Raw genomic sequence first — 18329 nt, 5'->3', positions numbered from 1 at the left:
ATCGGAGGGCGTCTCCGTCAGGTTGCCGTCCGCCGGGCGCGCTACAGTGCCGCTCCGTGAAGGTGCCTTTCCCTGTTCCGGCGTATCTGCCTCCGTGTGCCGCGCGGCCCGGTTCGCTGCTCTCCCGCTCGTTCCGCGCGGCGCTGCTGACCCTGAGTGCCGGGCTGGCCGCCCATCCTGCCGCGGCGCAGGCCGCGCCGGCCCGCCCGGCGGCCGCGGCACCCGGTTCCACGGGCGCCGCGGCGGGCCGTCCGGGCGGGACGCCCGAATGGGTCCGTCCGGGCGAGTGGGTGTCCCTGGGGGGCGTGCGGCCCTCGCTGCTGCAGGCGCCGGCCGGGTGCGCGGCGCGTGCATGCAGTGTGGTCGTCGTGTCGCACCCGCGCGGGCAGGACGCCGAGCGGCTGCGGGACAGTCCGCAGGTGCAGGTGCTGATCCAGGCGCTGCTGCGCGCGAATTTTGCGGTGCTGCTCGGCAGTGACGGTGGCCCGGACAGCTGGGGCAGTCCGGCCGGCCTGGGGCACCTGGGCGTGGCGCACGCGACCGCCACGCGCCGCTTCCACTGGAACGGCCACACCTACGCGCTGGGCCTGAGCATGGGGGGCCTGATGGCCCTGCGCAGCGCCCTGCCCGGCGCGCCGTACCCGGTGCAGGGAGTGGCGCTGATCGACGCCTGGACGGATCTGGAGGTCGCGTGGGGGTCGGCCCTGTCCCGCCGCTCGGAGATCGAGGCGGCGTACCGCAGCGCCACGCGGCCCGAACCGGGCCTGAACCCCCTGCCCGCCGCGCTGCGCGGCGCTCCCCTGCCGCTGTTCGTGGTGAGCAGTCTGGACGACACGACCGTGAAGGCCAGCCTGAACAGTGACCGCCTGCTGGCGCACGCGCTGCCCGGCGTGAGCGAGTTCCTGCCCGTGACCGGCCCGCACCTGGGCGGCAACCGCTTTACCCCCGCCGTCGCGCAGCGACTCGTGAAGTTCTTCGAGCGGCTCGACACGCTCGAAAGTCCGCCCGCCACGCCCGAGATTCCCAGTCTGCCGTCCGCCCGGCCCGGCCATTGAACCCGCGCGTCCGGCAGGGGGGCAACGCCGCGCGGGAAGTGACCGCCGGTTCAAAGTGTGCCTCCCCCCTGCATACACCCGGACGAGTGTGAAAGACTTTACGCCAGTGAGCTTGATGCAGGAATTCCCCACCACTCAATCCCTGACGGACCGGGCGCCGCTGGCCGAGCAGCCCGGCGTGTACAGCGAATCGGCCCTCTGGAACGGCCGGCGCGTGTTCGTGAAGACCCTCGTCGCGGACGACCCGGACTCGCTGGCCCGCTTCCAGCATGAGGGCCGGGTCGCCGCCAGCCTGCACCACCCGCTCGTGGCGTCCCTGCTGGCCCTGACACCCACGCAGCTGATCTTCGAGTTCGTGGAGGGCGGCACGCTGCGTGAACGGCTGGAACGCGGCCCGCTGGGCGAAGCCGAGGCGACCGAGGTGGCGTGCGGCGTCCTGAACGCCGTGACGTACCTGCACTCGGTGGGTGTCACGCACCACGACCTGAAACCCGAGAACGTGATGCTGCAAGGCGGCCAGCCGGAGTGGCACAGCGTCCGCGTGATCGACTTCGGCATGAGCCACTCGCGGTCCCTGCCGCTCGACATTCACAGCGGCACCCGCATGGGCACGCCGCACTTCATGGCGCCCGAGCAGTTCCTCGGAGTGCGCGGCGACCCCCGCAGCGACCTGTACTCGGTGGGCGTGCTGCTGTTCGACTGCCTGGCCGGACACCCACCGTACGAGGACGCCCTGGGGTGGCTGGCCGGCATCCGCGAGCGGCGCGAGGCCCTGCCCGGCCCGGAGCCCCTGCACCCGCTGATGCGCTCGGCACTGTCCCGCGACCGCTCCCAGCGGCCCCTGAGCGCCGCCGAGATGGCCGGACAGCTGCGCGCCGCGCGGCTGGAACTGGGCCTGCCGGACCTGCCGCTGCCCGCGACCAGTGGGCTGGAGGCCAGCGCTTGACGCTGCTGGCCTTCACCGGCAACCGGTTCCTGGCCGACGAGACCCTGCGCGACACGCTGGCCGGGCGCGGCATGAACGCCCGCGACCTGCCCCGCCTGGCCGGCGAGGACGTGACGCCCGACACGCTGCGCCCCCACCTGTCACCGGGCCTGTTCGGGGACGGGGGCCTGATCGTGGACCTCGAGGGCGTGAAACCCGACAAGGCCCTGCTGGAACTGCTCGCCTCGGCTGCCGTCACGGTGGCGGTGCTGGACGAATCGCCGCCCGCCACGCGCCTGAAGGTGTACGAGGCGCGCGGCGAGGTGATCCCGTCACCCGCGCCCAGCAAACCCGGCGACGTGACCGGCTGGGTCGTGCAGCGCTGCAAGAAACAGAAACTCAACCTCGACCGGGACGCCAGCGCCTACCTCGCCGAGGTGTTCGGCGCGGACCTCGCGGGCATCGCCGGGGAGCTGAACAAACTCGCGCTGCTGGACGGCCCGTTCACCCGCGAGACCGTGCAGCGCGTCGTGGGCCGCGAACCGCCGGGCGACAGTTTCGCCATGCTGGGCGCCGCCACCGCCGGCCGCCCCGGCGAGGCCGTCACGCAACTGCGCCGCCTGCTGGCCTCCGGCGAGGACCCCTTCAAGATGATGGGCGCCGTCGTCTGGCAGTACAGCCTCGTCGCCCGTTGCGTCGCCCTGCAACAGCAGGACGGCCGCGTGACCGAGGCGGTCGCCGCGCAGAAACTCGGCGTGAAACCCTACCCCGCCAAGAAGGCGCTGGAAGTCGCCCGCCGCCTCAACGAAGCCAGGATCCGCACGCACCTGGAACGCATCCTGGCCGCCGACCTCGCCATGAAACGCGGCCTGGACGCCAGCGTCGCCCTGGAACGCCTGATCGTGCAACTGAGCGTCTGATACGGACTCGCAGCGCAGCGCCGCAGAGCAAGCAGCAGAGAAACGCCCCTCCGGGCGTGGCGTTCACAGATCGGAACACCACCGATCTGCGAACGAAACAGACGGCAGTCCGTATCATACGGATTCCGTTTGTTTCGCCTGCACACCGGATTGCCGACTCCACGTCCGGAACCCGCCCAGCTCCCACTCGCTTCGCTCGGACCCAGCGGGCCTTGCAGCCCATTCAATCGGAGTCCGTATCAGGCTCCGAGGGCCGGCAGGACGGGTTCGAGTTCGTCCGGGTGGAAGCGCTGCCCGGTGGCGTGGGCGAGCTGCCGCGCGAGACGGATGAGCGGCAGGCGGCTCAGGTCGACGGTGCTGGCGCCGCTGCTGCGGGCGTCGGCGCGGCCGGTCAGGTCGATCAGGGTGTGGTAGGGCTGTACCAGGCTGCCCGGCAGGGGCCCGGCGGTCAGGACGATCAGGTCGGCGCGTTCCGCGTAGGCGAGGCAGCTGGGGTCGCGGCGGCTGAGCGGGTAGCTGCGCAGGCCGGCGGGCAGGTTGCGGGCGGCGGCTTCCGCTTCCGGGAGGCTCTCGGCTGCCACGCCGATCTCGGTGAATCCCAGCCGGGCCAGTGGCAGCGCCAGCGCGAGATCATGGGCGTCCAGGCCGATCATCAGGGCGCTCGCGCCGCGCGTGGCGTACCCGCTGGCTTCGAGCGTGTCGGTCAGGGCGTCGCTCAGCGTGAAGGTGCCGTGCAGGGTCCCGGCGAACGACACGGCGTCCACCCGGCCCACGCGCCGGGCGGTGGTGTCGGGCGTGACCGCGTCCAGCAGGTGGGTCTGCTGGTCGTCGTGGACAAGTGCGCCCGTGAAGTGCAGGGTGCGGCAGGCGTCCATCACGGCGCGCGGGTCGTCGGTGGGGACGTTCACGGCGATCAGGCCCAGGTCCCGCAGGGCGCGGGCGGCCGGAGCAGGGTAGCCGATCAGGGCGAGGGGCGTGTCGGACGCAGGCATTGACGCGCAGTCTACCGGCTGCGCCGGCAGGAGGTGGGGGGCGGACCGGAAACCGGCGCGCCCCCCCACCCCCTGCCCGGGTCACATCAGGGGTCGGCGTCCGCGCAGGCTCAGGAGTGCGCCGAGGACAACGGTCACGGCCGCCACCGCGACGCCCGTGGCGACGGTGCCGGCGTCCGGGCGGGCGACGTACACGCCGTAGAAGGCCCACAGCAGCACGGCCGCGAAGGCGTAATCATGGAAACGCGCCAGGAAGAACACCCCGATGGCCGCGGCGATCACGACGAGCAGCGCGGACCAGACCGGGGCGCTGAGGCCCAGCGCGCCGCCCGTCACGCCAACGCTCACGAGGAACGCCGTGATGTTGGCGATGGTGGCGACGCTGATCCAGCCCAGGTACAGCGAGGTGGGCAGCGCGAGCGTCCAGCGTTCCGCACCCCGGGGCGGCAGGCCGCGCACCGTGAGGTACAGCCACACGAGGCTGGCGAGCAGGGCCAGCATGATGATCACGCTGGGGCCGAAGTTGAGGCTCTGGAAGGCCAGCAGCCACGAGACGTTCAGCAGGTTGGCCAGCAGGAATGGCCAGAACAGCCGGTCATGGCGGGGGCCGCGCTGGGCGGGCAGCGCCTGGTACACGGCGAAGACCAGCAGGCCCAGGAAGATGGGGCCCCACACGGCGAACGTGAGTCCGGCGGGCGTGAAGGCGTTCGGGAGGGCGTCGCTGACCTCCTTGTTGGAGTTGCCGAAGAGCGGGAGGGCGTTGCTGAGGTAGTTCATCACGAGCGTGAGGATCGTGACGAGCAGCAGCGTGACTTGCCTGGGAAGTCCGGTCATGCGTTCAGCGTAGGAGTGGACGGCCGGGACAGGGTGTCAGAACGCTGACCGTTTCGTGAACGTCGCGGGCCACATGAAGATCGGATCAAGGTGCGCTGCTCATACGGACTCCGATTGAGGGGGTCAGAAAGACCGTTCATACGGGTTCCGTTTGTTTCGTTAACAACCCGGAACAGCACCGGGTTGCCAACTCCACGTCCGGAACCCGCCCAGCTCCCACTCGCATCCGCTCGGATTGAATGGTCTTTGCAGCCCATTCAATCGGAGTCCGTATCACTCCAGGCAGATGCGACTTGGAGAGAGGCACCTGGGAGTACGGAGGATTCCGGGCGTGCAGTTCACCAACCGGTGCCGTGCCGGGTGATGAACGGAACAGACGGCCGTCCGGGTCAGGGCTGCTGGCCCGCGCGCCGCGCCGCGACGGTCAGCAACGCGGCGGCCAGCGGCACGAGTCCCCGCGTGCGGCGGGTCAGCAGGCCGGCGCCCAACGTGATGACGGCCGCGTGGCGGGCCAGTTGCACCTCGGCGGCGCGTACGGGCCGGGAGGCGCGGTCGCAGACGCTGGTGACTTCCTCTGGCATGGTCAGGGTGCGGGCCAGCGGCAGGACGGCCACGGCCAGCAGCGCCGACCCCCACGAGAACCCCGGCGGTCGGTGCAGGGTGGGCATCAGCGCCCCGGCGGCCGGGAGGGTGCTGTGCGCCTCCGGCGTGAGGAGCGGCGCGGCCCCGACCAGCAGCGCCGCCGCCCGCTCACCCGACGCTCCGGCCAGCAGGCTCTGCAGCAGCAGGCCCGCGTGATCGCCCGGCGTGGCGGGTTCGCCGGTGGTGCCTGCGATCAGGCGTAGCCCGCTCAGGACTGCCAGTCCCGCCAGGGGGTTACCCGCGCCGCCCAGCAGGGCCACGGCCGCCGCGACCGGCAGCGCCGCGTTCGCCGTGACCGGGTGGTCCGGGTCGAGTTCCCGCGCGGTCGCCCACGCCAGGAACGCCGCTCCTCCCACGCCTGCCGCCTGCGCCCAGGGGCGCCCGAGCGCCAGGGCCAGCAGCGCCGCCCCGGCACTCCCGGCCGCCGCGACGCGGTTCGACGGGTACGAGAAATCCAGCGGACGCGCCAGCGCCGAGCCACGGACGAGGGGAGCAGCGGAACCTGACATGCCTGCACCCTACGCCGCGCGGCCGTGCCGGCCGCGTGACGGGTAAGAAACCGTGAACGCCTTCCGTTCAGGTCGTGTAGTCGGCGTTGATGCTGACGTATTCGGCGCTGAGGTCGCAGCCCCAGGCCTCGCCGTGGGCGTCGCCGACGCCGAGGTCGATGGTGAAGACGACCTCCTCGGCTTTCATGCTGGCGCTGACCTGCGCGTCGTCGTACGGGAGCGGTTTGCCGCCGAAGACGGGGTGGCCCTGCACGCTGACGCGCAGTTTCTCGATGTTCACGCCGGCGCCGCTGCGGCCCACCGCCATGATCACGCGGCCCCAGTTGGGATCGTTGCCGTGCACGGCGCTTTTCAGCAGGGGGCTGACGCAGCAGGTGCGGGCGGCGGCGAGGGCCTCGGCCTCGGTGCGGGCGCCGCTGACCTGCACGGTCAGGAGTTTGGTGGCGCCCTCGCCGTCGGCGGCGATCTGGCGGGCGAGGTCGCGCATGACGCCTTCCAGGGCGGTCAGGAATTCGGTCAGGTCGGCGGGGCCGGCCTCGCCGTTGCACAGGACGACGGCCATGTCGTTGGTGCTGGTGTCGCCGTCGACGGTGACGGCGTTGAAGGTGCGGTTCACGATGGCGGGGAACGCCTCACGCAGCGCCGTCTGGTCGATGGCTGCGTCGGTGAAGGCGAAGGCGAACATGGTGGCCATGTCCGGGTGGATCATGCCGCTGCCCTTGGCGGTGCCGACGATACGCGCGCCGCTGCTGAGGGTGACGCTGGCGGTCTTGGGGTGCGTGTCGGTGGTCATGATCGCGGCGGCGAAGGGGTCGGCGGCGCTGCCGAGTTCGTCCGGCAGGTGCTCGATGCCGCTCAGGACCTTATCCATGGGCAGCAGGTGCCCGATGATGCCGGTGCTGGCGGTCAGGACTGCCTGGGGTTGCACGTTCAGCACACTGCCGAAGGCGTCGGCCATGTCGGCGTTGTCGTTGGCGCCACGCGTGCCGGTGGCGGCGTTCGCGTTTCCGGCGTTGACCAGCAGGGCGCGGACGGGGGCTCCGTGCGCGTACAGGTCGCGGTTGCGGGTGACGCACGCGGCGGCGGTGGTGCTGCGGGTGCCCGCGAAGGCCCAGGTGCAGTCGCGGCGGCTGGTCACGCCGCTCAGGTCGGTCTTGCCGCTGGGTTTGATACCGGCCGCCATGGCGGCGGCGGTGAAGCCGGTGGGGAACGTCAGGCCACTCATGCAGGGGAGTGTAGCGGGCGGCGGGCGGCGCGGGTCGGGGGCGGGTCTATACTCGGTGCAAATGAAACCGAATTCGCTGGAGTCGCGCGGGCGCGCGGATGTCGTCATTGTGGGGGCCGGGTCGGGCGGGTGCGTCGCGGCGCGGCGGCTGCTGGACGCGGGAGCGCGGGTGCTGCTGCTGGAGGCGGGCGGGCCGGACACCAACCCGCTGATCCGCGCGCCGGGCGCGTTCCCGAAACTGTTCCGCAGCGCCGTGGACTGGAACCTGACGACCACCCCGCAGGCGCACGCGGGCGGCCGGGCGTTCTACTGGCCGCGCGGGAAGGTGCTGGGCGGCAGCAGCGCCATCAACGCGACCATCTGGATTCGCGGTTCCAGGCGGGATTTCGACAGCTGGGGCGAGGGCTGGACCTGGGAGGACGTGCTGCCGGAATTCCGGGCGCAGGAATCCTACCGGGGCGAGGCGTCGGCGGCGCGCGGCACGGACGGCCCCATGCCGGCGGGCGCGCGGGCCGGGTCGCACGCGCTGAGCGAGGCGTTCGTGCGCTCGGCGGCGCTGGGGCTGGGCGTGCCCCTGGTCAGTTCCTTCAACGACGGAGTGCTGGAGGGCGCGGCGCTGCTGGAGAGCAACCACCTGCGCGGCGAACGGTACAGCGCGTTCCGGGCGTTCCTGAAACCCGTCCTGAACCACCCGAACCTGACGGTGCTGACCGGCGCCCACGCGCTGCGCATCCTGTGGTCGGGCAGCGGCGGCACGCGGCGCGCGGCGGGCGTGCGGCTGCGCTGGCAGGGGCGCACGCTGGACGCCCCGGCGGGCGCGGTCCTGCTCGCGGCGGGCGCGGTGCAGACCCCGCACCTGCTGATGCTCTCGGGCGTCGGGCCGCGCGCCGAACTGGACCGGCACGGCCTCGAGACGCACGTGAACCTGCCCGGCGTGGGTGGCGGCCTGCAGGATCACCTGGCGGTGCCGGTCATCACCCGCTCGCGCCTGACCTCGCTGGACCGCGTGCCACAGGCCGAGGCGCTGGCCCGCTACCTCTGGAACCGCAGCGGTCCCCTGAGCAGCAACGTGGCCGAGGCGAGCGCCTTCTCGCACGCGCGGCCCGGCCTGGACCCGCGCACGGACGACCCGGACATCCAGTTTCATTTCGGCCCGGCGTACTTCCGGAATCACGGAGACACGACCGAACCCGGCAATCACTTCTCGGTCGGGCCGGTCCTGGTCGACCCGCACAGCCGCGGGCGGATCACGCTGGCGTCCGCCGATCCGCTGGCCGCGCCGGTGATCGACCCGGCGTACCTGTCGGACGAGCGGGACATGCAGAGCCTGCTCGCGGGGGTGCGGCAGGCGCGCGAGGTGGCGGCCGCCTCTCCCCTGTCGGGCCTGCGCGGCGCGGAGGTCCTGCCCGGCGAGGGCGTGCGCACCGACGCGGGCCTGCGCCGCCACGTGCAGCAGGAGTGCGCCACGCTGTACCACCCGGTCGGGACGGCCGCGCTGGGCGACGGTGACGGCGCGGTGGTCAGCCGGACGCTGGCTGTGCACGGCACGCGGGGCCTGTGGGTGGGGGACGCGAGCGTCATGCCGCGCATCATTCACGCGAACACCAACGCCACGAGCATGATGATCGGCGGGCGCGCCGCGCAGTTCCTGCTGGCCGGCCTGGAGCGGACGTGACGGCCGTGCGCCCGCCGACCTGGCCTGACCGGCAGGTGACGCCACCCGCACGTTCCTCATGTTCAGTTCATGAGGTCCAGTGGGGGACCGCGTAGGGTGACAACGACATGAAGCCCCGCTCCCTGACCCTGACGCTCGCCGCCAGCCTGCTCACCGCCGGCGCCGCAGTCGCCGTGCCCGTGAAGCTCGGCAACGTCCCCGTGACCGTCGAACCCAACGCGAAACTGCTGACCCTCAGCGCCGCCGGCATCCGCAGCGCCTTCCCCAGCGCCGCCGGCCGCCCCGACGCGGTGTTCCTCACCGAGGACCGCAAGGTCAGCGTCGCCTTCGAGTGGCGCGCCAGCAAGCTCGCCGCGAACGAGGTCTCCAAACTCGTCGAACAGTTCCCCGGCGTGATCCGCGCCCAGGTGCCGAACGTCAAGAGCCTCAAGGCCAGCCTCGTCACGCTCGGCGGCTCTCCGTGGGCGCAGTTCGTGTTCACCACCCCCAGCCAGGGCGACGAGCTGCGCCGCGAACTGATGGTCACCAGCGTCGGCGGCCGCATGCTGGTCATGACCATCGCCGGGAACGTCAAGGACTACAGCCGCAACGAGGCGATCGTGCGCAATCTCGCCAACAGCGTCCGCGTGAACTGATACGGACTGCCGTTTGTTTCGCCTACAATCCGGAACTTCACCGGATTGCCGACTCCACGTCCGGAACCCGCCCAGCTCCCACTCGCTTCGCTCGGACCCAGCGGGCTTTGCAGCCCATTCAATCGGAGTCCGTATGAACCCGGCCTGAAAGCAGCTGGGCGGCCCCGGTTCTGCGCGGGGCCGCCCAGCTCATCTCTGCAGGGTGGCGTGGTCCCTGAAAACCATCCCGCCCGAGTCCGCTCGGATTGAACGGCTTTTGCAGGCCGTTCAACCGGAGTCCGGATCACATCGCGGCGGGAATCTCGATGCCGATCAGGGCCAGGGTTTCCTCGAAGGCCACGCGCAGGCGGGCGACCAGGGCGAGGCGGGCTTCACGCAGGCCCTCGGGGCTGGCGAGGACGTTCGTGGCGGGCTTGCCCTGCTTGTCCCTGGCGTTGTACCAGGCGTTGAAGGCGGTGGCGAGGTCCAGCGCGTACTGCGCGACCACGTGCGGGGAGTGCGCGCGGACACTCTGCGCGACGATTTCCGGGAGTTTCGCGACCGTCTTGGCGAGCGCGAGGTCGATGTCGGGCAGGGCGTCCCAGGCGGCGCCGGTGCCGTCGGTGGCGTATCCGGCCTCGGCGCCCTTGCGCAGGATGTTCGCGGCGCGGACGGCGGCGTACTGCACGTAGGGGGCGGTGTCGCCGTTCAGGGCGAGGGCCTGCTCCCAGCGGAAGTCGATCTTGCGGGTGGGTTCGGCCTTCAGCATCGCGAAGCGGATGGCGCCGATGCCGATGCGGCGGGCGATCTCGGCGGCGTCGTCGCGGGCGGCGAGGGCCGGGTTGAGTTCCGCGAGGGCCGCCAGGGCGCGGGTCTGCGCCTCGTCCATGGCGGCGTCGGCGCTGACGGTCACGCCCTTGCGGCCGCTGATGGTCTGCCCTTCGAGGGTCACGAAGGCGTACGACAGGTGAATGGAGCGGGCTTCCTTCTCGGTCTCGCCCGCCACGCCCAGGGACGCCTTGACGATCTTCTGCGGGTGTTCCTGGCGGGAGTCGATCACGTTGATGACTTCCTGCGCGTGCCCGAAGCGGCCTTCCGTGTCGGGCTGGCCGTCGGGGGCGCTGGTCCAGATGGTGTTTCCCTCGGGGTCGGTGGTGAAGGGCTTGAATTTCATGCCCTCGAACAGCCCGAACTTCCAGAACTGGTAGCCCACGTCCTTGGCGACGTACATGGCGGTGCCGTCGCTGCGGCGCAGCACGACGTTCGATTCCTCCAGGTTGGGCATGAAGGCGGAGACGTCCATCACGAACGCCCCGGCGAACTTGCCCTCGGTGGGGTGGCTGGTGTAGGGGCTGCCCTCCAGGATGTTCAGGCCGTGCCCGAGGAAGCCGCTGCCGACCACGTCGGACTCCCAGGCGAGCAGGTCGTAGCGGGCGCCCAGGCGGAAGCAGGTCTGGAGGTGCGCGTGGACGATCTTCTCGACCTCGCCGCGCAGCTCACCGGCTTCCAGGCGGTGCATGATGGCCGTGATGCCGCTTTCCAGTTCGGCCTTGGCGGGGTCGGCGTTCAGGCGCACGTAGCCTTCGCCCATCCAGTGGTCGTACTTCTGGATGCCGTCCCAGGTCAGGCCGTAGTGCGCGGCGGCGAACAGGCTCTCGGCGGCCTGACGGCCGGTGTCGTCGATGTAATTCTGCACCTCGACCGTGTGGCCGGCCGCGCGGAAGATGCGGGCCATGGAGTCGCCCAGCACCACGTTGCGCAGGTGCCCCACGTGCAGTTCCTTGTTCGGGTTGACGCTGGTGTGCTCGATCACGACCTTGCCGCCCAGGGCGGGCATGGCGAAGGGCTGCTCGACCACGCCGCGCACGAAGGCGCCCACGTCCACGAAGAAGTTCAGGAACGGCCCGGCGGCCTCCACGCGGCTGATCCCGGCGGGCAGCACGACCGTCTGCGCGAGCTGCTGCGCGACCTGCGCGGGGTTGCCGCCGATCGCCTTGGCGATCTGGAACGCGGCGGGCGTGCCGTAATCGCCGGGTTTGGTGGCGGGTGTCTCCTGGATCGCCACGTCGAGCGGCGCGCCGAGGGCAGCGGCGGCCGTCTCGACCGCCTGTTTGAGTTGAGCCTTGAGGTCCATAACCTGGGAGTTTACCAGTGGGCGGCCCCCCTGCGGTCCGGTCGGCGGCCAGGGTTCAGAACACGCGCGGGTTGGGCGGGTCGTCCAGGGTCATGCTGTCCGGGGCCTCGTCGGCCCAGACGGTCATGCTGGTCAGGCGGGCGTTGCCGAAGGTGGTGGTGAAGGCCACGTCCGAGGCGTCGCGGCCCTGCGCGATCACCACGCGGCCCGCGCGTGGGCGGTTGTGCCGCGCGTCGAAGGTGCGCCACTGGCCGTCCAGGAACGCCTCGAACCACGCGTGGAAGTCCATGGGGACCGGGTCGGGCTTGATGTCGATGTCGGGCAGATACCCGCAGACGTAGCGGGCGGGGATGTTCAGGGCGCGGCAGTACGCGACGCCCATGTGCGCGAAGTCCCGGCACACGGCGCGGCCGCTGCCGAGCGCCTGACTGGCGGTGGTGCTGCTGGTGCTGCCGGCGCCGTACACGCATTCGCTGTGCAGGTGGTCGCAGATGGCCTGCACGGTCGCCCAGCCGCCCTGGATGTGCCCGAAACGTGCCCAGGCGTCGTCGCTGATCAGGTCGCTGTCCACGTAGCGGCTGGGCAGCAGGTACGTGATGGTGTCGTCCGGCAGGGCCTCGACCGGCGTTTTCGGCAGGGCCGGCAGGATGGGGTCGGCGTGGCGGGTGATGCGGGCGATCAGGTCGTGCCCGACCGTGAAGGTCCCGGCGGGCGCCAGGGCGCGCCAGACGGTGTTGCCGTGCGTGTCGGTGTAGGTGTGCAGGCCAGTGGCACCGAGGGACCGCTGGTCGAGGATGCGCTGGCGGGTGCCGGTGGGCTGCAGGCGGTCGCTGGGCTGCACGACGAACAGCATGGGGGTGGGGTACGGCACGTCGAAGGTCAGGCGGAACCCGGCGCGAATCCGGATGGGGGTCTGGAACCGGTCAGGGTCGGGGAGGGTCGCGCTGGGGGGCTGGGCCATGCGCCCCAGTGTGCCGCCTGTGACGGCTGAGGTCTACGCGGCGCGGCATTCATGTTGTTCCGCCGCCGGGTCGCCGTTTCCGGCCCTGCCCGGCGGGTCGTCCGCCGGTTGCGGTGCGGGCCGGGGCCGGTGCTCTAGGGTGGGGGCATGAACCGACTTGCCCGGGAAAGCAGTCCGTACCTCGCTCAGCATGCCGGCAACCCGGTGGACTGGTGGCCGTGGGGCGAGGAGGCGTTCGCGGAGGCGGCGCGGCGCGGGGTGCCGGTGCTGCTGTCGGTGGGGTACTCGACCTGCCACTGGTGTCACGTGATGGCGCACGAGAGTTTCGAGGACGAGGCGACGGCGGCGTTCATGAACCGGCACTTCGTGAACGTGAAGGTGGACCGCGAGGAACGCCCGGACGTGGACGCGGTGTACATGGCGGCCACGCAGGCGCTGACCGGGCAGGGTGGGTGGCCCATGACGGTGTTCCTGACCGCGTCGGGCGAACCGTTCTACGCCGGGACGTACTTCCCGCCGCAGGACGGGCACGGCCTGCCGAGTTTCATGCGGGTCATGGGCAGCGTGGAACGCGCCTGGCGTGAGGAACGCGACAAGCTGCTGGGGAACGCGCAGGCGCTGACCGCGCACGTGCGCGAGGCCGCCCAGCCCCGCCCGTCCGTGGGATCGTTCGGGCCGGAGTTGCTGGAGCGGGGAGTGGCGAACCTGCGCCGCACCTTCGACGCGGACCGGGGGGGCTTCGGCGGGGCGCCGAAATTCCCGGCGCCGACCACGCTGGATTTCCTGCTGACCCGCCCGGACGGGCGACTGATGGCGCTGCACACGCTGCGGCGGATGCTGGCGGGCGGCCTGCACGATCAGCTGGGCGGCGGCTTTCACCGCTACAGCGTGGATGATGCGTGGCGGGTGCCGCACTTCGAGAAGATGCTGTACGACAACGCGCAGCTGACGCGCACGCTGCTGCGCGCGTATCAGGTGAGCGGCGACGGGACGTTCGCGCGGGCGGCGCGCGGCACGCTGGCGTACCTGCGCCGCGAGATGCTGTCACCGGACGGCGGGTTCTACAGCGCGCAGGACGCCGACACGCCCACCCCGGACGGCGGCGTGGAGGGCCTGACCTTCACCTGGACGCCCGCCGAGGTGCAGGCCGCGCTGGTGGGCGGGCCGGACCACGAGGACGCGGCGCTGATCGCGCGGTACCTGGGCATCACGGACCCCGGGAACTTCGAGGACCCGCACCAGCGCTCGTTCGGGCGGCGCTCCGTGCCGTTCGTGGCTGCGCCCGTGCCGGACCTGGCGGCCGAACTGGGCCAGCCGGAGGCGGAGGTGCAGGCCCGCCTGGACGGCCTGAAGGCGCGGCTGCTGGCGGCGCGGCAGGCGCGGACGCAGCCCGGCACGGACGACAAGGTCCTGACCTCCTGGAATGGGCTGGCGCTGGCGGCCTTCGCGGACGCGGCCCGCATCCTGCGCGAGCCCGCGTACCTGCACATCGCGCGCCGCAACGCCGACTTCGTGCGCACGCACCTGCAACTGCCGGACGGCACGCTGCGCCACACCTGGAGTGGCGCCCAGGCGCGGGTGGAGGGCCTGATGGAGGACCACGCGCTGTACGCGCTGGGACTGGTCGCGCTGTTCCAGGCGGGCGGCGATCCCGCCGACCTGCACCGGGCGCGCGAGCTGTGGCAGATCGTGCAGCGGGACTTCTGGAACGCGGAGGCGGGCGTGTTCATGGCGTCCGGCGGCCGGGCCGAGGCGCTGCTGACCCGGCAGGCGCAGGGCTTCGACAGCGCCGTGATCAGCGACAACGCCGCCGGGGCGCTGCTGGCCCTGTGGATGGACCGTTACTTCGCGCTGCCCGGCGCCGAGGACACGGCGCGGCGTGCCGTGCAGAGCTTCCGTGACGACATGCTGGCCGCCCCCGGCGGCTTCGGGGGGCTGTGGCAGGCCGCCGCGTTCCTGCACGCGCCGCACACCGAGGTCGCCATCATCGGCACGCCGCCGGAGCGGGCGCCGCTGGAGGCGGTCGCGGCCCGTCACGCGCTGCCGTTCACGGCGCTGGCCTTCACGGTAGCGGGCGGTGACCTGCCGGTGCTGGAGGCCCGGCCCGGCGGGGGCCTGGGCTTCGTGTGCGTGAACCGCACCTGTGACCTGCCCACCCGCGAGGAGGCGGCGTTCGACGCGCAGCTGGCCCGCCTGGACTGATACGGACTCCGATTGAATGGCTTACAAAGCCGTTCAATCCGAGCGGATGCGAGTAGGAGAGAAACGGGTTCCGGACGTGGAGCCGGCAATCCGGTGAAGTTCCGGATTGTTGGCGAAACAAACGGAATCCGTATGATCCGGGGCGTCGGGGGGGCGCGGCTCTCCCCTGTTCGCGGCAGGGACACATCGCAGGAAGGGAGGCCCCGGACTTCGGTCGCCGGGGCCTCCCTTCCTGTCTCCTGCCTGTAGGCCGTTACTGGGGGCGGAGTTCCTGCACGCCGTCCGGCGCGGCGACGAACGCCACCTGTGCCATGCCCAGGAACAGGCCGGTGTCGATCACGCCCAGGGTGCCTTTCAGCTGCCGTTCCAGCGCGTGGATGTCGTGCCCCTCGGGGATCTGCGCGTCGAAGATCAGGTTGCCGTTGTCGGTCACGTAGGGTTGCGCGCCGTTCTGGCGCAGGCGGCCGGCGGGCAGCACGGCACGCAGGCGTTCGATGGTGCTCAGGAAGCCGAAGCGGGCGATCTCGATGGGCAGCGGGGCCTTCTCGCCGATGCGGGTCACGAGTTTGGTGTGGTCCGCGATGATCACGAGCTGCCGGGCCTGCACCTCGGTGAGTTTCTCGCGCAGCAGCGCCCCGCCCAGGCCCTTGATCAGGTTCAGGGCCGGGTCGATCTCGTCGGCGCCGTCGATGGCGATGTCCAGCGGGCGCGGGTCGAGCGGCTCGACGGGAATGCCGACCTGCCGGGCCAGGGCGTCGCTGGCCTCGCTGGTGGCGACGCCGGTCACGCCGCTCAGTTCACCGCTGCCCAGGCGGCGGCCGATCTCCTCGATGGCGTACTTCGCGGTGCTGCCGGTGCCCAGGCCCACGCGCATGCCGCTGCCGACCAGGGCGACGGCGCGGATGGCGGCCTCCTTTTTCAGGGCTTCCAGGTCGGTGGTCATGCGGCCCCCTGCGCGCGGTGTTTCTCGATGGCGGCGGCCACGTGGTCGGCGTGCCCGTCGACCTTCACGGCCAGCCAGGATTTCACCAGGGTGCCGTCCGGGGCGATCAGGAAGGTCTGGCGTTTGATGCCCTCGGTGACCTTGCCGTACATGTTCTTGGTGCCGTACGACCCGACCTGGCGCAGGAAGGCGGCGCCGTCGTCACTCAGGAGCGGGAAGGGCAGCGAGTACTTCTCCGCGAAGCGGGCGTGGCTGCCGGCGTCGTCGGCGCTGACGCCCAGAATGGCGGCCCCGTGCGCCTTCAGGGTGGCGTTGTCCCGGAAGTCGCAGGCTTCCTTCGTGCAGCCGGGCGTGTCGTCCTTGGGGTACACGTACAGCACGACGTACTTCCCGGCGTAGTCGCTCAGGGTGTGGGTGTGGCCCTGGGCGTCGGGCAGGGCGAAGGTGGGGAACGGCTGGCCGACCTGCGGCGGGGTGTTGGGTTCGGTCATGGCGTTCACAGGGTAGCGTGTGCGGCGCCGGAGCGGGCGGCCGGCGGCAGCGCGGCGCTGTCGGGAGGCGGGGGCGGCGCACGGCGTTCAATCTTCTTAGCCTTCACTGCGTATGCTAGGGGCGTGAAGCTTGCGCCGTACATTGACCATACCCTGCTTAAACCCACCGCCACCGCTGGCGATATTCAGAAATTGTGCGCCGAGGCCCGTGAGCATTCGTTCTACGCCGTGTGCATCAACCCGGTGTTCATCCCGCTGGCGAAGGCCGAGCTGGAAGGCAGCGGCGTGAAGGTCGCGACCGTGTGCGGCTTCCCGCTGGGGGCGGTCAGCCCGGACCAGAAGGCCGTGGAGGCCCGCCTGAGCGTCGAGGCCGGCGCGGACGAGGTGGACATGGTGATCCACATCGGCGCGGCCCTGGCGAACGACTGGGACGCCGTGCAGGCCGACGTGCGCGCGGTGCGCCGCGCCATTCCGGACTCGGTGCTGAAGGTGATCATCGAGACCTGCTACCTGAACGAGGAGCAGAAGCGCGGCGCGACCGAGGCGGCCGTGCTGGGCGGCGCGGACTTCGTGAAGACCAGCACGGGCTTCGGCACGGGCGGCGCGACCCTGGACGACGTGCGCCTGATGGCGCAGGTCATCGCGGGCCGCGCGCAGATCAAGGCGGCGGGCGGCGTGCGCAGCGCCCAGGACGCGCTGGACATGATCGAGGCCGGCGCGACGCGCCTGGGCACGTCGGGCGGCGTGGCACTCGTGGCAGGCGAACAGAGCGGCGAGGGGTACTAGGTGGCCGGCAGTGCACACGGCGCGGCAGTGACCGCGCCGCGGGTGGTGCTGGCGTCCGGCAGTCCCCGGCGGCGTGAGCTGCTGGGCGGCCTGGGCGTGACCTTCGAGGTGATCGTCAGCGGCGAGGACGAGGACAGCAGCCAGAGCGACCCGCACGCGCTGGCGGCGGAGCTCGCGCTCCTGAAGGGCCGCTCGGTGGCGCGCGCGCACCCGGACGCGGTGGTGCTGGCGGCCGACACGGTGGTCGCGGTGGGCGCGGACCTGCTGGCCAAGCCCGCCACGGCCGCCGAGAACGAGGCGTTCCTGCGCCGGCTGTCGGGCCGCACGCACGACGTGTACACCGGCGTGGCGGCCCTGCGCGGCGCGGCCGAATCGGTCGAGGTGGCCCGCACCCGCGTGACCTTCCGCACGCTGGACGACGCCGAGATCGCGCATTACGCCGCGACGGGCGAGGGCCTGGACAAGGCCGGCGGGTACGGCGTCCAGGGCCTGGGCATGGCGCTGGTCGAGCGGCTGGACGGCGAGTACTCGAACGTGGTGGGCTTTCCGCTGTCGGTCGTGATCCGGCTGCTGCGCGGCTGCGGCGTGCCGGTCTGGGGCAGCCTGGGCAGCGCCGCGGGGGCCGCCGGGGCGTGAGCGAGGGCCGCAGACTCCTGCTGGTCACGCTGGGCCTGCTGGGGCTGAGCATGGTCACCACCCGCTTTCAGGTGGTGGCGCCTTCGGCGTGGCGGGCGTGGACGGCGCCCATCACGCGGGCGTCGGTCGTGACCGCCGACAACGTCCGCCGGGCCTACGTGACCCTGGTGCACGAACGGGAACTCTCGCGCGAGGTGGGAGCCCTCGGGAAGCAGAACGACCTGCTGCGCCAGCAGAACGAACTGCTGCAGCGCGAGGTGTCGCGCCTGAGGCAGGTGATGAACATCACGACCACGCAGGCCCCGAACGCCCTGGGGATCGCGCAGGTCATCGCGGTGGACCCCAGTCCGCTGCTGGCGCGACTGGACCTGAACCGCGGCTCGGCGGACGGCGTGCGGCTGCGCATGCCGGTCACGGTGCCGGGCGGCCTGGTCGGTCAGATCGCGGAGGTCTCCGAGCACCGCTCGACGGTCGTGGCGCTGGTCGATCCGGAAAGCAGCGTCGGGGTCACGCTGCAGGGCAACCGCGGCGGACGGGGCCTGGCGCGGGGTGTGCCGCCGGACCGGCTGCGCGCCGAGTTCTCGCGCAGCGTGCCGATCAGGGTGGGGGACGTGCTGGTCACGAACAGTCTGGGCGGGGTGTTCCCGGTCGGGATCCGGGTGGGAACGGTCGAGAAGGTCATGCCGCTCGGCCCGAACGACATCAGCCGCACCGTGATCGTGAAACCCAGCGTGGACGTCGGCGTGATCGAGGACGTCACGCTGCTGGAGGGCCTGTGACGCGGC

General features: G+C 71.7%; 17 protein-coding genes. 9 read left to right on the top strand and 8 right to left on the bottom strand.

Going from position 1 to position 18329, the window contains the following annotated elements; genetic code table 11:
- Nucleotides 1-56: 56 nt before the first annotated feature.
- The 3 genes from ABDZ66_RS14990 to holA all read left to right on the top strand — a co-directional run bounded on the left by ABDZ66_RS14990 (nucleotide 57) and on the right by holA (nucleotide 2900).
- A complete protein-coding gene (locus ABDZ66_RS14990; protein ID WP_343760587.1) occupies nucleotides 57-1055 on the top strand; it encodes an alpha/beta hydrolase family protein in 999 nt (332 codons plus the stop codon).
- Nucleotides 1056-1170: 115 nt separating this feature from the next.
- Entirely contained in the window at nucleotides 1171-2001 is an 831-nt protein-coding gene (locus ABDZ66_RS14985; RefSeq protein WP_343760583.1) for a serine/threonine-protein kinase, read from the top strand.
- Nucleotides 1998-2900, top strand: a complete 903-nt coding sequence (gene holA / locus ABDZ66_RS14980; RefSeq protein WP_343760580.1) for a DNA polymerase III subunit delta — start codon at nucleotides 1998-2000, stop codon at nucleotides 2898-2900. The genes ABDZ66_RS14985 and holA overlap by 4 nt, the downstream gene beginning before the upstream one ends.
- Nucleotides 2901-3139: 239 nt before the next feature.
- On the opposite strand, the gene ABDZ66_RS14975 is transcribed toward holA, so the two are convergent.
- The 4 genes from ABDZ66_RS14975 to argJ form a co-directional block, all read right to left on the bottom strand.
- Nucleotides 3140-3892: a shikimate dehydrogenase gene (locus ABDZ66_RS14975; protein WP_343760576.1), complete on the bottom strand. Its 753-nt coding sequence runs from the start codon at nucleotides 3890-3892 to the stop codon at nucleotides 3140-3142.
- Between the two features lie 81 nt (nucleotides 3893-3973).
- The gene (locus ABDZ66_RS14970) at nucleotides 3974-4726 is read right to left on the bottom strand and encodes a tryptophan-rich sensory protein (protein ID WP_343760573.1); all 753 of its coding nucleotides are present in this window, start codon (nucleotides 4724-4726) and stop codon (nucleotides 3974-3976) included.
- Nucleotides 4727-5115: 389 nt separating this feature from the next.
- The gene (locus ABDZ66_RS14965; protein ID WP_343760569.1) at nucleotides 5116-5877 is read right to left on the bottom strand and encodes a hypothetical protein; all 762 of its coding nucleotides are present in this window, start codon (nucleotides 5875-5877) and stop codon (nucleotides 5116-5118) included.
- A gap of 67 nt (nucleotides 5878-5944) precedes the next feature.
- Nucleotides 5945-7102 carry a bifunctional glutamate N-acetyltransferase/amino-acid acetyltransferase ArgJ gene (gene argJ / locus ABDZ66_RS14960; RefSeq protein ID WP_343760565.1) on the bottom strand — a complete coding sequence of 386 codons (1158 nt, stop codon included), beginning with the start codon at nucleotides 7100-7102 and terminating at the stop codon, nucleotides 5945-5947.
- A 61-nt stretch (nucleotides 7103-7163) separates the two neighbouring features.
- Here argJ and ABDZ66_RS14955 point away from each other — a divergent pair, with 61 nt between their 5' ends.
- The gene (locus ABDZ66_RS14955; RefSeq protein WP_343760560.1) at nucleotides 7164-8777 is read left to right on the top strand and encodes a GMC family oxidoreductase; all 1614 of its coding nucleotides are present in this window, start codon (nucleotides 7164-7166) and stop codon (nucleotides 8775-8777) included.
- A gap of 107 nt (nucleotides 8778-8884) precedes the next feature.
- The gene (locus ABDZ66_RS14950) at nucleotides 8885-9412 is read left to right on the top strand and encodes a hypothetical protein (RefSeq protein ID WP_343760556.1); all 528 of its coding nucleotides are present in this window, start codon (nucleotides 8885-8887) and stop codon (nucleotides 9410-9412) included.
- 283 nt (nucleotides 9413-9695) lie between these two features.
- Here the strand turns inward: ABDZ66_RS14950 and ABDZ66_RS14945 are convergent, their stop codons facing one another.
- The gene (locus tag ABDZ66_RS14945) at nucleotides 9696-11525 is read right to left on the bottom strand and encodes an arginine--tRNA ligase (RefSeq protein ID WP_343760552.1); all 1830 of its coding nucleotides are present in this window, start codon (nucleotides 11523-11525) and stop codon (nucleotides 9696-9698) included.
- Nucleotides 11526-11580: 55 nt separating this feature from the next.
- A complete protein-coding gene (locus ABDZ66_RS14940) occupies nucleotides 11581-12486 on the bottom strand; it encodes a transglutaminase-like domain-containing protein (RefSeq protein WP_343760545.1) in 906 nt (301 codons plus the stop codon).
- Between the two features lie 147 nt (nucleotides 12487-12633).
- Here ABDZ66_RS14940 and ABDZ66_RS14935 point away from each other — a divergent pair, with 147 nt between their 5' ends.
- Nucleotides 12634-14688 carry a thioredoxin domain-containing protein gene (locus ABDZ66_RS14935; RefSeq protein WP_343760533.1) on the top strand — a complete coding sequence of 685 codons (2055 nt, stop codon included), beginning with the start codon at nucleotides 12634-12636 and terminating at the stop codon, nucleotides 14686-14688.
- Nucleotides 14689-14941: 253 nt separating this feature from the next.
- Here ABDZ66_RS14935 and rpiA read toward each other — a convergent pair whose 3' ends face one another.
- Entirely contained in the window at nucleotides 14942-15631 is a 690-nt protein-coding gene (gene rpiA, locus ABDZ66_RS14930) for a ribose 5-phosphate isomerase A (RefSeq protein WP_343760530.1), read from the bottom strand.
- Nucleotides 15628-16122: a thioredoxin-dependent peroxiredoxin PrxQ gene (gene prxQ, locus ABDZ66_RS14925; protein WP_343760526.1), complete on the bottom strand. Its 495-nt coding sequence runs from the start codon at nucleotides 16120-16122 to the stop codon at nucleotides 15628-15630. Before prxQ ends, rpiA begins: the two co-directional genes overlap by 4 nt.
- A gap of 123 nt (nucleotides 16123-16245) precedes the next feature.
- Between prxQ and deoC the strand changes: the two genes are divergently transcribed.
- From deoC to mreC, 3 genes are read left to right on the top strand one after another with little or no spacing between them, the layout of a single operon-like run.
- Nucleotides 16246-16908: a deoxyribose-phosphate aldolase gene (deoC, locus tag ABDZ66_RS14920; protein ID WP_078303876.1), complete on the top strand. Its 663-nt coding sequence runs from the start codon at nucleotides 16246-16248 to the stop codon at nucleotides 16906-16908.
- Between the two features lie 27 nt (nucleotides 16909-16935).
- The gene (locus ABDZ66_RS14915) at nucleotides 16936-17544 is read left to right on the top strand and encodes a Maf family nucleotide pyrophosphatase (RefSeq protein WP_343760519.1); all 609 of its coding nucleotides are present in this window, start codon (nucleotides 16936-16938) and stop codon (nucleotides 17542-17544) included.
- Nucleotides 17541-18323 (top strand): rod shape-determining protein MreC, encoded by a 783-nt coding sequence (mreC, locus tag ABDZ66_RS14910; protein ID WP_343760516.1) that lies wholly within the window; start codon nucleotides 17541-17543, stop codon nucleotides 18321-18323. Before ABDZ66_RS14915 ends, mreC begins: the two co-directional genes overlap by 4 nt.
- The last annotated feature ends 6 nt before the right edge of the window (nucleotides 18324-18329 follow it).

The organism is Deinococcus depolymerans (genome assembly GCF_039522025.1).
Classification (GTDB): domain Bacteria; phylum Deinococcota; class Deinococci; order Deinococcales; family Deinococcaceae; genus Deinococcus; species Deinococcus depolymerans.
This window is presented reverse-complemented; position numbering and strand designations above follow the sequence as displayed.

Coding starts and splice junctions, on each gene's coding strand:
- argJ (WP_343760565.1), bottom strand. CDS start 7,102: ATGAGTGGCCTGACGTTCCCCACCGGCTTCACCGCCGCCGCCATGGCG.
- ABDZ66_RS14965 (WP_343760569.1), bottom strand. CDS start 5,877: ATGTCAGGTTCCGCTGCTCCCCTCGTCCGTGGCTCGGCGCTGGCGCGT.
- prxQ (WP_343760526.1), bottom strand. CDS start 16,122: ATGACCGAACCCAACACCCCGCCGCAGGTCGGCCAGCCGTTCCCCACC.
- ABDZ66_RS14950 (WP_343760556.1), top strand. CDS start 8,885: ATGAAGCCCCGCTCCCTGACCCTGACGCTCGCCGCCAGCCTGCTCACC.
- ABDZ66_RS14985 (WP_343760583.1), top strand. CDS start 1,171: ATGCAGGAATTCCCCACCACTCAATCCCTGACGGACCGGGCGCCGCTG.
- ABDZ66_RS14955 (WP_343760560.1), top strand. CDS start 7,164: ATGAAACCGAATTCGCTGGAGTCGCGCGGGCGCGCGGATGTCGTCATT.
- ABDZ66_RS14935 (WP_343760533.1), top strand. CDS start 12,634: ATGAACCGACTTGCCCGGGAAAGCAGTCCGTACCTCGCTCAGCATGCC.
- ABDZ66_RS14975 (WP_343760576.1), bottom strand. CDS start 3,892: ATGCCTGCGTCCGACACGCCCCTCGCCCTGATCGGCTACCCTGCTCCG.
- rpiA (WP_343760530.1), bottom strand. CDS start 15,631: ATGACCACCGACCTGGAAGCCCTGAAAAAGGAGGCCGCCATCCGCGCC.
- ABDZ66_RS14940 (WP_343760545.1), bottom strand. CDS start 12,486: ATGGCCCAGCCCCCCAGCGCGACCCTCCCCGACCCTGACCGGTTCCAG.
- ABDZ66_RS14945 (WP_343760552.1), bottom strand. CDS start 11,525: ATGGACCTCAAGGCTCAACTCAAACAGGCGGTCGAGACGGCCGCCGCT.
- ABDZ66_RS14970 (WP_343760573.1), bottom strand. CDS start 4,726: ATGACCGGACTTCCCAGGCAAGTCACGCTGCTGCTCGTCACGATCCTC.